Below are 12731 nucleotides of genomic sequence, written 5' to 3'. Positions count from 1 at the left end.
ACCCGGAAATTCGTCGTATCCTTTTCACCGGCTCGGAACGAATCACCGACAATGCCCTCCAGTCAGACGACAACAGGATTTCTCGACCGAGCGACGAGCCAGCGCAACGTCAGTATCTACACGGCCATCGCCGTCGCCGCCCCGACCGCGTACGCGTTCAACGTCGCGTTCACCTACGAGGGGAGTTTCCTCCTGCTGATGACGCTTGCAGTCGGCGTGCCGACGGCCTACGACGACTACGGGCCGGCTTACGACCGCACCCCGAAAACCGTGGGATGGGTACTCGTGGCCTGTGGGATCGCCGCCGTCGAGTTCGTCGGGTTCTTCGTCGTCGCCACCGAGAGTCTGGAGCTGTCGGCGTTTCTCGGCGGTATCGTCGCGTTCCTCGGGACCTGGCTGCTGAACCTCTCCGTTCTCGTCGTGCGTCAGCACGCGGAGTAACCGGCTGCCGAGTCGGAACCGGGGAAACGCTTTCGTGATGTTTAAGTAGGGACCGAGGAGAAGAACAGACACAGATCGTGCAGGGGCGCCGGGTCCCGAGTCACCGAGGTCGGAGACCTCGTGGGCGACAAGTATGAAGCCAAGCGGGTCGTGGTAGCCAAGTCTGGCCCAAGGCGCAGGGTTGCTAACTCTGTGGCGTCAAGCCTCCGGGGTTCGAATCCCCGCCACGACGCTCACCCAAAAACGGTTACACATGAGTGCAGAAGACCCACAACCGGACGAGGACGCGGAAGACGAAGAGGACATCCGCTACTTCGTTCGAATCGGACAGACAGACCTCGACGGCACGAAGTCCGTCGAGCGAGCACTGACAGACATGAACGGGATCGGGCACCGAGCTGCCCGCATTATCAGCGAGAAATCCGGCATCGATCGCCGGGCCATCTTCGGAAAGCTCGAGGACGACGAGATCGACGAGATCGTCGAACACGTCGAGAGCTTCGCCGACGAGGTGCCTGACTGGATGACGAACCACCAGTCGGACTACTTCAGCGGCGAGACGACCCACGAGATCGGCAACGATCTCGGGATGACTCGCCGACAGGACATCAACCGCATGAAGATGATCGATTCCTACCGCGGCGTCCGCCACAAGCGCGGCCAGAAGGTACGGGGACAGCGAACGAAGTCCACCGGTCGTACCGAGGGCACCATCGGTGTCAACGTCGAAGCGATCAAGGAAGAACAGGCCGAGGAGGCCGCCGCCGAAGAGGAGGGTGGTGAGGAATAATGGCGCTCGGTTCCAACACGAAGCTCTACGAGACGCCGAACCACCCCTTCCAGGGCGAACGCATCGCCGGCGAGCACGACCTCGTCGGCCGCTACGGCCTGAAGAACAAAGAGGAGCTCTGGCGCGCACAGTCCGAGCTTCGATCCTTCCGGCGTGAGGCCCGCCAGCTGCTCGGCGCGGCCGCCGGCGAGGCCGAGGCCGCGGCCAAGGAGTCCGAGGAGTTCCTGGCCCGACTGCAGAAACTCGGGATTCTGGGCGAGGAAGACGGGCTGGACGACATCCTGTCGCTGGACGTGACGGACGTTCTGGAGCGTCGTCTCCAGACGGTCGTCTACCGGAAAGGCCTCGCCAACACGGCGAGCCAGGCCCGCCAGTTCATCTCCCACGGCCACATTCGCATGGAGGGTCGGCGCGTCACCGAGCCGTCGGCGAAGGTGACCGTCGCGGAGGAAGACACCGTCGAGTTCGACAGCGCGAGTGCGCTGACGGACGAACTCCACCCGGAGCGAGCGGAGGAACAGTAACATGCCAGAGGAAGGACCAGACGACATCTGGGGCATCGCCCACGTACACGCATCGTTCAACAACACGATCATCACCATCACGGACCAGACCGGCGCGGAGACGCTCGCGAAGTCCTCCGGTGGGACGGTCGTCAAGCAGAACCGCGACGAGGCGTCGCCGTACGCGGCGATGCAGATGGCCGAAACCGTCGCGGAAGAGGTCAGGGCACAGGGCGTCGAAGGCGTCCACGTGCGCGTTCGCGGTCCCGGTGGCAACCAGCAGACCAACCCCGGACCGGGTGCGCAGGCGACCATCCGGGCGCTGGCGCGAGCCGGCCTAGAGATCGGTCGTATCGAGGACGTGACACCGACCCCGCACGACGGGACCCGCGCCCCCAAAAACAGCGGATTCTAAGATGGTACCGGATTACGACGTAACGTTCATCGAACGGGGCGACCGGGAAGCACGGTTCCTCGTGCGCGACATCACGCCGGCCTTTGCCAACGGCATCCGTCGGGCGATGATCGCCGACGTGCCGACGCTCTCGATCGACGAAGTGCGGGTCATCGAGAACTCGTCGGTGATGTTCGACGAGCAGATCGCACACCGACTGGGCCTGGTGCCGCTGACGACGCCCGACGATTACGAGATCGGCGAGACGACGACGCTGGCCCTGGACGTCGAAGGTCCGGGGACGGCCTACTCGGGCGACATGGTCAGTCAGGACGCACAGGTCGAGCCGGCGGACAAGAACGTCCCGATCATCGATCTGAAGGACCCGGAGGGGTCGGAAACCCCCCAGCGCCTCGAAGTCGAGGCGGACGCGGTGTACGACCGCGGTCGGGAACACGCCAAACACCAGGGTGGCGTCGCGGTCGGCTATCGCCACCTGCAGACCGTCGAGGTCGTCGGCGACACCGACGAGTTCGGCGAGGACGAGCCCCACATCCTTCGTGGGGTCATCGAGGACGACGGCGAACTCGTGCCGACCGAGGAGTTCGACAACGACCTGACGAACCGGTTCCCCGGCAAGGAACTCGTCGTCGAAGACGTGCCGAACGCGTTCGTGTTCCACGTCGAGACGGACGGGTCGTTCACGGTCGAGGAGCTCGTCACGCAGGCAGTCGACACGCTCCACGATCGAGCGAGCGATCTGAAAGACGCTGTACAGCTATAGAACAATGAATACTACTGCCCCTGACCGACCCCGACATGACGCCCCCGCGCCCCTGGAGAGCGGCCGGGCCGATTCGGGATCAACCGAAAGCGGTTTGAAGGGGCAGTTGGAACTGACTACTGCGCGCAGGGATAGCCAAGTCAGGCCAACGGCGCAGCGTTCAGGGCGCTGTCCCGTAGGGGTCCGCAGGTTCAAATCCTGCTCCCTGCACTTTCTTACAGGAGGTAGGTCATGAGCAAGACGAATCCGAGACTCCGTAGTCTCATCGCTGACCTGAAGTCTACCGCCCGCGACTCGGGCGGAGACGTCTGGAGTGACGTGGCAGAGCGATTGGAGAAGCCACGCAGCACGCACGCGGAAGTCAACCTGGGCCGCATCGAGCGGTACGCCCGGGAAGACGAGACCGTCGTCGTGCCCGGAAAGGTCCTCGGCAGCGGCGTCCTGCAGAAGGACGTCACCGTTGCAGCCGTGGACTTCTCCGGAACGGCCCAGACGAAGATCGACCAGGTCGGCGAAACCATGAATCTCGAACAGGCACTCGAACAGAATCCGGACGGATCGAACGTACGGGTGGTCCGATGAGCGTCGCGGAATTCGATGCGGATGTCGTCATCGATGCGCGCGACTGCATCCTCGGTCGCGTCGCCAGCGAGGTCGCCGAACGCGCCCTCGACGGTAACCGCGTCAAGGTCATCAACGCTGAGCAGGCGGTCATCACCGGTCGCAAGGAGAACGTCATGGAGACGTTCCAGAAGCGCCGTGACGTCGGCTCGGACCGCGGTCCGTACTACCCGAAACAGCCCGACCGCATCTTCAAGCGCTCCATTCGGGGCATGCTGCCCTACAAGAAGCCGCGCGGTCGCGAGGCGTTCGAGGACATCCGGGTCTACATCGGCAACCCCCACGACGACGACGGCGAGGTCATCGAGGGGACGTCGCTGGATCGGCTCTCGAACATCAAGTTCGTCCAGATGGGCGAAATCAGCGAAAAACTCGGAGCTACGGTTACATGGTAACGAACACATCAGGCAAGAAGAAGACGGCTATCGCTCGTGCGACGATCCACGACGGCGAGGGCCTGGTTCGGGTCAACTCCCGGCCGGTCGAACTCGTCGAACCGGAGCTGTCGCGACTGAAGATGCTGGAGCCGTTCCGCATCGCCGACGACGAGATGCGCGACGACATCGACGTCGACGTGCAGGTCGAAGGCGGCGGGACGAGCGGGCAGGCGGACGCGGTGCGAACCGCCATCGCTCGCGGGCTGGTCCAGCACACAAACGATGCGGAACTGCGCGACGCGTTCATGGAGTTCGACCGGTCGCTACTGGTCAACGACGTCCGCCAGTCCGAACCCAAGAAATGGGGCGGACCTGGTGCACGCGCGCGCTATCAGAAGTCCTACCGCTAGGTGATCAAGTATGATGGTACCGGTTCGGTGTTTCACCTGTGGTAACGTGGTCGGCGAGCATTGGGAAGAGTTCAAAGCCCGGGCGAAGGAGGGCGACGAGGACCCCGAAGCGGTCCTCGACGAACTCGGCGTCGAGCGTCACTGCTGTCGTCGAATGCTCGTTTCGCACAAGGACCTCGTCGACATCGTGGCACCATACCAGTGACCCAACGCATGGTACAACAGGACAACCGATACGAGAAGGCACGCATCATCGGGGCGCGAGCCCTGCAGGTGGCATACGGCGCGCCGGTGCTCATCGATACCGAGCAGACCCAGCCGATCCTCATCGCCGCCGAGGAGTACGACGCTGGCGTCCTGCCCTTCACGGTCAGGCGTGGTGAGCAATGACGCTCGTCTCCGACGTGCGCCTGCGTCGCGTTCTCGACTCCCGGGGGAACCCGACGGTCGAGGCGGAGGTCGCCACCGAGAGTGGCGGCTTCGGTCGCGGCGCGGCACCGAGCGGTGCCTCGACCGGCGAGTACGAGGCGATCGAACTGCCAGCCAACGAGGCCATCGCGAGGGCGCGAGAGAAGGCAGTGCCACGGCTCGTCGGGGAAGCGTACGCAGGCGACCAGCGCGGCGTCGACGAGATACTCCACGGCGCGGACGGCACGGACGACTTCTCGGAAATCGGCGCGAACAGCGCCGTCGCCATCAGCATGGCCGCGGCCAAGGCCGGTGCCGACGTCCAGGGGATTCCCCTGTACCAGCACCTCGGCGGCGCGTTCCGAGGTCGGAACTTCCCGACCCCACTCGGAAACGTCATCGGTGGTGGCGAACACGCCGCCGACGCGACGCACATCCAGGAGTTCCTCGCCGCACCGGTGGGCGCACCGAGCGTCTCCGACGCGGTGTTTGCGAACGCCGCCGTCCACGGCGCGGTTCACGACATCCTGTCCGAGCGGGACCTGCCCGCGGGCAAGGGTGACGAGGGTGCGTGGGCGCCCTCCATCGACGACGCCGAGGCGTTCGAGATCGTGGCCGAGGCCGTCGAGACGGTCGAGGACGAGGTCGGGTTCGAGATCGGCTTCGGCCTCGACATGGCCGGCGCCGAGTTGTACGACGGCGACGACGAGGTCTACCGCTACGGCGACGTGGAACGCGACACTGACGAGCAGATCGAGTACGTCGCGGACCTGGTCTCCGAGTACGACCTCGTCTACGTCGAGGACCCGCTCGACGAGAACGACTACGAGGCATTCGCTGACCTCACGGACCAGGTCGGCAACCAGACGCTGATCTGTGGCGACGACCTGTTCGTGACGAACACGGAGCGACTCGCCGAGGGGATCGAGGTCGGAGCGGCAAACAGCATCCTCATCAAACCCAACCAGATCGGGACGCTGACGGACGCGTTCGACGCCATCGAGATGGCGGTCGAGAACGGGTACGAGCCGGTCGTCTCCCACCGGAGCGGAGAGACCGAGGACGCGACGATTGCACACCTCGCCGTGGCGACCGATGCCCCGTTCATCAAGACGGGCGCGGTCGGCGGCGAGCGAACAGCGAAGCTGAACGAACTCATCCGCATAGAGGACAACGCATGAGCGGTAACAACGAGGAGGAGGGGCTCGACGCCAGCGAATCGGACGTCGACCCGGAACCGGCTGGCGAGGCCGGAACCGTGGCCGAACAGCCCGAGGCCGACGAGCCCGACGAGGAATCGCCCGACGCTACCGACGAGGTAGCCGAGGAGACCGAAACTGAGCCAGTCGAGGAGGAAGAAGACGAAGAGCCGCGACTGGACGAGGACGTCATGCCCGACGACGAGGCTGACCTGCTGATCCCGGTCGAGGACTACCTGGCGGCAGGTGTCCACATCGGGACCCAGCAGAAGACCCAGGACATGGAGCGGTTCATCCACCGCGTCCGGACCGACGGGCTGTACGTGCTCGACGTGTCGATGACCGACCAGCGCATCCGCACGGCGGCGGACTTCCTGGCCGACTACGACCCCGAGCAGGTGCTCGTGGCGAGTTCGCGCCAGTACGGCCGGTTCCCGGCCGAGAAGTTCGCCGACGCCGTCGGCGCACGCGCACGCACCGGTCGGTTCATCCCGGGTACGCTGACGAACCCGGACTACGAAGGCTACATCGAGCCGGACGTCGTGGTCGTGACCGACCCCATCGGGGACTCCCAGGCAGTCAAGGAGGCCATCACCGTTGGGATTCCGGTCATCGCGATGTGTGACTCGAACAACGGCATCGGGAACGTCGACCTCGTGGTGCCGACGAACAACAAGGGTCGAAAAGCGCTGTCGGTCGTCTACTGGCTGCTGGCCAACGAGACGCTCGACCGCCGCGGTGCGGAGCCGGCCTACGCGCTCGAGGACTTCGAGAGCGAACTTTAACGCAGGTTTTTCGTTTCGGTCGCGTATCTGGCATCTATTTCCGCTCGCCCGATGAGTGACACCTATGAACGACGGCGATACCGGGACGAACGCACTCATCGGCGCAGTGGTGACCGTCCTGACGACGTTTACCGGCTTTGCGCCGCTGATCGGGGGCGTAGTCGCGGGGTATCTGAACGGGCATGACGGCATGAAAGTCGGCGCGCTGTCGGGCGTGATCGCGTCGATTCCGCTCCTGTTGATCGCCGTTTTCTTCGGGAGTCTGTTCGCGTTCATGCCGGTGATGGGCGGAATGATGGGGGCCGGTCCCGGCGCAGGGTTCACGGGCGCGATGGGGATCACCGTCATCGTGTTCGGACTCGGCTTCGCGCTGGTGTACGCCGTCGGCCTTGGGGCGCTGGGCGGGTACCTCGGCGAGTACCTCAAGCGAGAAGACGTGTTCTGAATCGGTCGGCGCAGTCGGAAATCTCCTTAAGCACGGGGTCGGAACGGGAGGTATGGTCGTATCGAGCGCTCCCGGGAAGGTGTACCTGTTCGGGGAGCACGCGGTGGTGTACGGCGAGCCGGCGGTCCCCTGTGCGATCGAGCGCCGGGCGACCGTCGAGGTCGAGGAACGCGACGACGACGCGCTCAGAGTCCACGCGGCGGACCTCACGCTCGACGGGTTCACCGTCGAATACGACAGCGATGCCGACGTGCAGCCAGACGTCGACGTGGCTCCTGGCCTGATCGAGGCCGGCGTGGGGTATCTGAACGGTGCCGCCGAGCAGGCCCGAGAAGCGGCCGATCGCCCCGACGCGGGCTTCGAGATCAGCGTCGAGAGCACGATCCCGCTCGGTGCGGGGCTCGGTTCCTCGGCGGCCGTCGTCGTCGCGGCCATCGACGCGGCGACCCGGGAACTCGGCGTCGAACTCACCCCGAGAGAGATCGCCGAGCGGGCCTATCAGGTCGAATACGAGGTGCAGGACGGCCAGGCCTCGCGGGCGGACACGTTCTGTTGTGCCGTCGGTGGGGCGGTCCGGGTCGAAGGCGAGGACTGCCGCGCCATCGAGGACGTGCCGACCCTCCCCTTCGTCATCGGGTACGACGGCGGCGAGGGGGACACGGGCGAGCTGGTGGCCGGCGTCCGGTCGCTGCGCGAGGAGTACGACTTCGCCGCAGAGACGGTCGAGACGATCGGCGACATCGTCCGCGCGGGCGAACGAGCGCTCGCGGCGGGCGACGTCGAGGAACTCGGCCGGCTGATGGACTTCAATCACGGGCTCCTAGAGGCACTGGGCGTCTCCTCGCGGTCGCTCGACGAGATGGTGTGGGCCGCCAGGGAGTCGAACGCCCACGGGGCGAAACTGACGGGTGCGGGCGGCGGCGGGTGTATCGTCGCGCTCGACGAGACGGAGGAAGCCGAGACGGCGCTGAAGTACACGCCAGGCTGTGAACAGACCTTCCGTGCGGAACTGGACACCGACGGCGTCAGGATCGAGGAGGCGTAGATGACGGTCGTCCTGAAACTCGGCGGAAGCGTCATCACGCGCAAATCCGAGCCCGAAACGATCGCCGAGTCGGCCCTGGACGCGGCCGCCGAAGCCGTCGCCGGCACAGAGGAGGATGTCGTCGTCGTCCACGGCGGCGGCAGTTTCGGTCACCATCACGCCGACCGACACGGGGTGTCGACGACCGACGGGACCGACGACGCGGTCGCAGTGACCGACGTTCACGACGCGATGAAGCGACTGAACGACGCGGTGGTCGAACGCTTACAGGATCACGGCGTCAGCGCGGTTCCGGTCCATCCGTTCTCCCTGGCCAGTCGCGACGAGGACGGGGCGCTCTCGCTCCCGACCGACGGCATCGAGGCGATGCTCGGGGAGGGGTTCGTGCCGGTCCTCCACGGGGACATGGTCGTCCACAGCGGCGACGGGGCGACGGTACTCAGCGGCGACGAACTCGTGGTCGCGCTGGGTCGGGCACTCCCGGTCGACCGCGTGGGGCTGTGTTCAGCGGTCCCGGGCGTTCTGGACAGTGCCGACGAGGTCGTCCCCCGGATCGAGAATTTCGCGGAAGTCGCGGACGTCCTGGGTGCGAGCGACGCGACCGACGTAACCGGTGGCATGGCCGCGAAAGTACGGACGCTGCTGGATCTGCCGGTGCCCGCAGTCGTGTTCGGTCTGGACGACCTCGACGCGTTCCTGGCGGGGTCTGCACCCGGGACCGTGGTCGCGGGGTCGACGCCACCGAACGATTCGCGGTGAGTCGGAACAGAACGATATCTGACACGATACGGTCAGGGTGAATTCGCGGGGGACGTCCGAATAACGAGCGGGGGAACCGCCGTAATCTATTTGTCCCCGGTTACCAAACGTCGTGACATGACAACCGTCGGAATTGTAGACGGGATGAAATACGGGTTCAAGCTTCTCGGGGTTTTCATCGCCGTCTCGCTGGTCTGTAGCGCGTTCATCGCGGGCGGGTACGTGATCTATCAGGACGCACTGGCAATGGTCAATCCGAGTACCAACGAATACTACGGTCGGATCGCGGCGGCGGCGCTCATCGCGCTGGTGGGTGGCCTCGGACTGTACGGGGCGACGGTCGGACTCCTCTATAAGTTCATCGCCGACAGCGTCATCGCGGGTATCGAAACCGCCGAACCCGAGGCAGGTGCCGCGATTGGAGCCACCGCAGCCGCTGTTGGCGGGGCGAGCGATTCCGACGCCGAATCCGCCGACGAGGCGGACGAGGGGTCGACCGAAGAGAGCGGGACGTCGACAGCGAGTACCGACGCGGACGAATCCGAGCAGTCGACGACCGACGAGGACGACTCGGAAACGCCGGCCGAAGGTGAACAGAACGGAGACGCCGGCGGACAGAGCGACGGTTCGGCGGGAGAATCCCAGGAAGACGAGGGTATTTTCGGGATCGACACGTCCCAGGCGCGAGCCGAACCGAGCGAACCGCGGACGCGGGAGACGCCCCCGGAGACGACACCGTCCGCCACGGGGAACGCTGACGGTGAACCGGAACCGACCGACGGGCAACCGACGGAACCGGGAGACACTACGGCCGGCGAGCGTCCGTCATCGCCGGATCAGCGGACGTGGGAACGAGAGAACGCCGGGCAGTCCCCGGCCGACCGTCCGTCGGAGCGAACCGACGAGGAGTCGACGGTCGATCACGGGTATCCGGACAGCGTCGCGACGAATCCGCCGCGCGAGGGGCTCTCCGACGACGAGAGTTCCGACGGCGAGCAGGGAGACGGGAGCACAGAGGAGTTGTGGGAGGGCGACGAGGGGCGGAAGAACATCGATCAGGTCGTCAGCGAAGCGACGGAGCCGGATGCAACGACTGACGGTCCCCGGACGTTCGAGGACACCGACACGGCCGACGAGAAAGGGACGCTGGAACAGGACGACGAGCCACGGACCATCGACGAGGCCCCGGGCGAGTTCGTCGCCAAACCGCCGGCGGACGCCGAATCCGAGGACGATGGCAGTTCCGAACCGGCGGACGCGGTCTCGGACGACCCGGTGTCCGAGGAGAGCGACGAGAGCGACGACGACCTCGATCCGGCGGACAAACTCCCGGACGAGCCGATCACCGACGACGACATCGAGGACACGACCGACGAGGAAGGGGACTGGGAGCCCTTAGACGAGAGCGACCTCTAGAGGTCGAGCAGTTCCTTCGCGATGATGTTGCGCTGAATCTCGCTCGTTCCTTCGCCGATCTGGTACAGTTTCGCGTGGCGGTACTGACGCTCGACCGGATAGTCGCGGGTGTAGCCGTTGCCACCGTGGATCTGCATGGCGTCGCTGGCGACCTCCTCGGCGATTTCGGAGGCGTACAGCTTCGCCATGCTCGCGAGTTTGGTTGGGCTCTCCCCGCGGTCGATACGCGCGGCGGCGTCGTAGGTGAGGCGACGGGCGTTCTCGACCTTGACGGCCATGTCCGCGAGTTTGTGCTGAATGGCCTGGAACTTCCGGATTTCGCGGTCGAACTGCCGGCGTTCGGATGCGTATTCGACGGCCTCGTCCAGACACCGCTGGGCAATGCCCAGCGATTGGGCGGCAATCCCCACCCGTTCCTCCTCGAAGAACTCCATGAGCTGGTAGAAGCCGGCGTCCTCGTAGCCGACGAGGTTCTCCTCGGGGACGCGAACGCCGTCGTACCGAAGTTGCGCGGTGTTGGAGGCGTTCCAGCCCATCTTGTGGATGTCGGACTCGACCTCGAAGCCGTCGCGGTCGGTCTCGACGATGATCGCCGAGATCCCGCTGTGGCCCTCCCCGCCCGTCCGGCACATCGTGAGGACGTAGTCAGCGATCGCGCCGTGGGTGATGAACGTCTTGACGCCGTCGATGACGTACTCGTCTTCATCTTTCTCCGCGGTCGTCTCGATGCTCGCGGCGTCGCTCCCGTGTTCCGGTTCGGTGTTGCCCAGCGCGCCGATGAGGTCTCCGGAGGTGATCCCTTCGAGGATCCACTCTTTCTGTTCCTCGGTTCCGTACTCGGCGATCATCCGGGTCCCGAACTCCGTGCCCAGGGCCGCGAGCATGCCGGCGTCGGCGCGTGCGAACTCCTCGGCGAAGATGCAGGCTTCGACCTGTCCCATCCCCGCGCCGCCGTAGGCCTCCGGGATGGAGACGCCGATGAGACCGGCGTCGACGGCCTTCTCCCAGACTTCGCGGGGCCACTCCCCGGATTCCTCGTGCTCCCGCGCGACCGGATCGATCTCGGTTTCCGCGAACTCACGGGAGGTCTTGCGTACCGCCTGCTGCTGGTCGGTCAGTGAGAAGTCGATCATGCGTCCCAGAGTACAGTTAGTGTGTTAATCGTTTCCGATGGGCAAGAACCGGCGTTCGGTTTATTTCATGACGCGCGGTATCGAGTACCATAGAATGGGAAACGGATTTATCGTTGGTCCGCCGTGATGTTAGGTAGATCGTGAGAACACATGACAGGCTTTGACCCGACGCCGCCGAGTACGGACATCTACAGTGACGATCTGCTGGCGGGAGAAACGGCGTTGATTACGGGCGGTGGGACCGGAATCGGGGCGGAGATCGCCCTCGCGATGGCCGAGCACGGGGCGGACGTGGCCATCGCCAGCCGGGACATGGACCATCTGGAGCCGGTCGCCGAGGCGATCGAGGAGACGGGCCAGGACGCCTGTGCGACGACCGTGGACGTGCGCGACCGCGAGAAGGTCGACGAGATGACCGAGACGGTCGTCGAGGAACTCGGCGGCGTGACGATCCTCGTGAACAACGCGGGTGCGAACTTCGTCACGCCGACCGAAAACCTCTCGGCCAACGGCTGGCGGTCGGTCGTCGGGACGATTCTGGACGGGACGGCCTACTGCAGTTTCGCGGTCGGCGAGCACATGATCGAGAACGGCGGCGGGTCGATCGTCTCGATGGGCGCGACAAACTCCGTGTTCGGGGCACCGTACCACGCCCATTCTGGGGCCGGAAAAGCGGGCGTCCACAACCTGATGCAGTCGCTCGCCAGCGAGTGGGCCAAACACGGGATTCGCGCTAACACGGTCGCACCGGGCATCATCGAGACGGAGGGCATCACCGGCGCGGTCGGCGGCGAGTTGCCCGAGGAACTGCTGGAGGACCTGGCGGCCGACCGCTACGGGACGGCCGCCGATTGCGTCCCGCTGGCGCTCTTTCTCGCGAGTCCGGCCGCGAACTACGTGACGGGCGGGTACTTCACCGTCGACGGGGGTCACCTGCTGCACCAGTCGCCGATGGAATAGCGGGCCGGTCGAACCCAACAGTTTTTAAAGACGGCCGTCGAAGCGCCAGGTAACCGAGCGCACGGCCGCCCGGAGACGGTTGCGGCGGCCGGCAACACATCGAGCGGTTCGATGTGTCCGAACGGGACTGACTGCCAGCCCTCGTCGCAGTGCCGATGGCCGTTCCCGGCCAGCGAGCACTGAGGAAACGGTACGACGACGGCGTGGCGGTCGCTAGCTTTCGGACCATTTGGACGGCACGTGTTTGCCGGTCGTCGCAGT

The 12731-nt window shown here is 65.4% G+C and carries 18 protein-coding genes and 2 tRNA genes; 19 read left to right on the top strand and 1 reads right to left on the bottom strand.

Features of this window, described 5'->3' with window-relative positions; genetic code table 11:
- Positions 1-51: 51 nt before the first annotated feature.
- The 18 genes from E2481_RS00775 to E2481_RS00690 all read left to right on the top strand — a co-directional run bounded on the left by E2481_RS00775 (position 52) and on the right by E2481_RS00690 (position 10377).
- The gene (locus tag E2481_RS00775; protein ID WP_136715214.1) at positions 52-441 is read left to right on the top strand and encodes a hypothetical protein; all 390 of its coding nucleotides are present in this window, start codon (positions 52-54) and stop codon (positions 439-441) included.
- Positions 442-588: 147 nt separating this feature from the next.
- Positions 589-673 (top strand) — tRNA-Ser (locus E2481_RS00770).
- A 21-nt stretch (positions 674-694) separates the two neighbouring features.
- Positions 695-1231 (top strand): 30S ribosomal protein S13, encoded by a 537-nt coding sequence (locus E2481_RS00765; protein ID WP_136715213.1) that lies wholly within the window; start codon positions 695-697, stop codon positions 1229-1231.
- A complete protein-coding gene (locus tag E2481_RS00760) occupies positions 1231-1755 on the top strand; it encodes a 30S ribosomal protein S4 (RefSeq protein ID WP_136715212.1) in 525 nt (174 codons plus the stop codon). Before E2481_RS00765 ends, E2481_RS00760 begins: the two co-directional genes overlap by 1 nt.
- 1 nt (position 1756) lies before the next feature.
- The gene (locus tag E2481_RS00755; protein ID WP_136715211.1) at positions 1757-2149 is read left to right on the top strand and encodes a 30S ribosomal protein S11; all 393 of its coding nucleotides are present in this window, start codon (positions 1757-1759) and stop codon (positions 2147-2149) included.
- A 1-nt stretch (position 2150) separates the two neighbouring features.
- Positions 2151-2912 (top strand): DNA-directed RNA polymerase subunit D, encoded by a 762-nt coding sequence (locus tag E2481_RS00750; RefSeq protein WP_136715210.1) that lies wholly within the window; start codon positions 2151-2153, stop codon positions 2910-2912.
- Positions 2913-3037: 125 nt separating this feature from the next.
- Positions 3038-3122 (top strand) — tRNA-Leu (locus tag E2481_RS00745).
- 21 nt (positions 3123-3143) lie between these two features.
- On the top strand, positions 3144-3494 hold the full coding sequence (locus E2481_RS00740; protein ID WP_136715209.1) for a 50S ribosomal protein L18e: 351 nt from the start codon (positions 3144-3146) through the stop codon (positions 3492-3494).
- Positions 3491-3928, top strand: a complete 438-nt coding sequence (locus E2481_RS00735) for a 50S ribosomal protein L13 (protein WP_136715208.1) — start codon at positions 3491-3493, stop codon at positions 3926-3928. Before E2481_RS00740 ends, E2481_RS00735 begins: the two co-directional genes overlap by 4 nt.
- Positions 3922-4320 carry a 30S ribosomal protein S9 gene (locus tag E2481_RS00730; RefSeq protein ID WP_136715207.1) on the top strand — a complete coding sequence of 133 codons (399 nt, stop codon included), beginning with the start codon at positions 3922-3924 and terminating at the stop codon, positions 4318-4320. The genes E2481_RS00735 and E2481_RS00730 overlap by 7 nt, the downstream gene beginning before the upstream one ends.
- 10 nt (positions 4321-4330) lie before the next feature.
- Positions 4331-4525 (top strand): DNA-directed RNA polymerase subunit N, encoded by a 195-nt coding sequence (locus E2481_RS00725; protein ID WP_136715206.1) that lies wholly within the window; start codon positions 4331-4333, stop codon positions 4523-4525.
- Between the two features lie 8 nt (positions 4526-4533).
- A complete protein-coding gene (locus tag E2481_RS00720) occupies positions 4534-4710 on the top strand; it encodes a DNA-directed RNA polymerase subunit K (protein ID WP_136715205.1) in 177 nt (58 codons plus the stop codon).
- Positions 4707-5909, top strand: coding sequence for a phosphopyruvate hydratase (gene eno, locus E2481_RS00715; RefSeq protein ID WP_136715204.1), 1203 nt, complete (start codon positions 4707-4709; stop codon positions 5907-5909). Before E2481_RS00720 ends, eno begins: the two co-directional genes overlap by 4 nt.
- The gene (gene rpsB / locus E2481_RS00710; RefSeq protein ID WP_136715203.1) at positions 5906-6712 is read left to right on the top strand and encodes a 30S ribosomal protein S2; all 807 of its coding nucleotides are present in this window, start codon (positions 5906-5908) and stop codon (positions 6710-6712) included. The genes eno and rpsB overlap by 4 nt, the downstream gene beginning before the upstream one ends.
- 64 nt (positions 6713-6776) lie before the next feature.
- Positions 6777-7157 carry a DUF5518 domain-containing protein gene (locus E2481_RS00705; protein WP_136715202.1) on the top strand — a complete coding sequence of 127 codons (381 nt, stop codon included), beginning with the start codon at positions 6777-6779 and terminating at the stop codon, positions 7155-7157.
- A 52-nt stretch (positions 7158-7209) separates the two neighbouring features.
- The gene (gene mvk / locus E2481_RS00700; protein ID WP_136715201.1) at positions 7210-8202 is read left to right on the top strand and encodes a mevalonate kinase; all 993 of its coding nucleotides are present in this window, start codon (positions 7210-7212) and stop codon (positions 8200-8202) included.
- Positions 8203-8961, top strand: a complete 759-nt coding sequence (locus E2481_RS00695) for an isopentenyl phosphate kinase (protein WP_136715200.1) — start codon at positions 8203-8205, stop codon at positions 8959-8961.
- A 117-nt stretch (positions 8962-9078) separates the two neighbouring features.
- On the top strand, positions 9079-10377 hold the full coding sequence (locus E2481_RS00690) for a hypothetical protein (protein WP_136715199.1): 1299 nt from the start codon (positions 9079-9081) through the stop codon (positions 10375-10377).
- Here E2481_RS00690 and E2481_RS00685 read toward each other — a convergent pair.
- Complete coding sequence (locus tag E2481_RS00685) at positions 10374-11507, bottom strand: acyl-CoA dehydrogenase family protein (protein ID WP_136715907.1); 1134 nt, start codon at positions 11505-11507, stop codon at positions 10374-10376. The genes E2481_RS00690 and E2481_RS00685 overlap by 4 nt on opposite strands.
- A 153-nt stretch (positions 11508-11660) precedes the next feature.
- Between E2481_RS00685 and E2481_RS00680 the strand changes: the two genes are divergently transcribed.
- On the top strand, positions 11661-12470 hold the full coding sequence (locus E2481_RS00680; protein WP_136715198.1) for an SDR family oxidoreductase: 810 nt from the start codon (positions 11661-11663) through the stop codon (positions 12468-12470).
- Positions 12471-12731: the final 261 nt, after the last annotated feature.

It is taken from the genome of Halorientalis salina, from assembly GCF_005049285.1.
GTDB lineage: Archaea > Halobacteriota > Halobacteria > Halobacteriales > Haloarculaceae > Halorientalis > Halorientalis salina.
This window is presented reverse-complemented; position numbering and strand designations above follow the sequence as displayed.

Bases quoted from the DNA above. Each gene is read 5' to 3' on its own strand.
- E2481_RS00690 (WP_136715199.1), top strand. From the start codon at position 9,079: ATGACAACCGTCGGAATTGTAGACGGGATGAAATACGGGTTCAAGCTT.
- E2481_RS00750 (WP_136715210.1), top strand. From the start codon at position 2,151: ATGGTACCGGATTACGACGTAACGTTCATCGAACGGGGCGACCGGGAA.
- E2481_RS00735 (WP_136715208.1), top strand. From the start codon at position 3,491: ATGAGCGTCGCGGAATTCGATGCGGATGTCGTCATCGATGCGCGCGAC.
- E2481_RS00775 (WP_136715214.1), top strand. From the start codon at position 52: ATGCCCTCCAGTCAGACGACAACAGGATTTCTCGACCGAGCGACGAGC.
- E2481_RS00760 (WP_136715212.1), top strand. From the start codon at position 1,231: ATGGCGCTCGGTTCCAACACGAAGCTCTACGAGACGCCGAACCACCCC.
- E2481_RS00705 (WP_136715202.1), top strand. From the start codon at position 6,777: ATGAACGACGGCGATACCGGGACGAACGCACTCATCGGCGCAGTGGTG.
- mvk (WP_136715201.1), top strand. From the start codon at position 7,210: ATGGTCGTATCGAGCGCTCCCGGGAAGGTGTACCTGTTCGGGGAGCAC.
- E2481_RS00680 (WP_136715198.1), top strand. From the start codon at position 11,661: ATGACAGGCTTTGACCCGACGCCGCCGAGTACGGACATCTACAGTGAC.
- rpsB (WP_136715203.1), top strand. From the start codon at position 5,906: ATGAGCGGTAACAACGAGGAGGAGGGGCTCGACGCCAGCGAATCGGAC.
- E2481_RS00740 (WP_136715209.1), top strand. From the start codon at position 3,144: ATGAGCAAGACGAATCCGAGACTCCGTAGTCTCATCGCTGACCTGAAG.
- E2481_RS00720 (WP_136715205.1), top strand. From the start codon at position 4,534: ATGGTACAACAGGACAACCGATACGAGAAGGCACGCATCATCGGGGCG.
- E2481_RS00730 (WP_136715207.1), top strand. From the start codon at position 3,922: ATGGTAACGAACACATCAGGCAAGAAGAAGACGGCTATCGCTCGTGCG.
- E2481_RS00695 (WP_136715200.1), top strand. From the start codon at position 8,203: ATGACGGTCGTCCTGAAACTCGGCGGAAGCGTCATCACGCGCAAATCC.
- E2481_RS00765 (WP_136715213.1), top strand. From the start codon at position 695: ATGAGTGCAGAAGACCCACAACCGGACGAGGACGCGGAAGACGAAGAG.
- E2481_RS00725 (WP_136715206.1), top strand. From the start codon at position 4,331: ATGATGGTACCGGTTCGGTGTTTCACCTGTGGTAACGTGGTCGGCGAG.
- eno (WP_136715204.1), top strand. From the start codon at position 4,707: ATGACGCTCGTCTCCGACGTGCGCCTGCGTCGCGTTCTCGACTCCCGG.
- E2481_RS00755 (WP_136715211.1), top strand. From the start codon at position 1,757: ATGCCAGAGGAAGGACCAGACGACATCTGGGGCATCGCCCACGTACAC.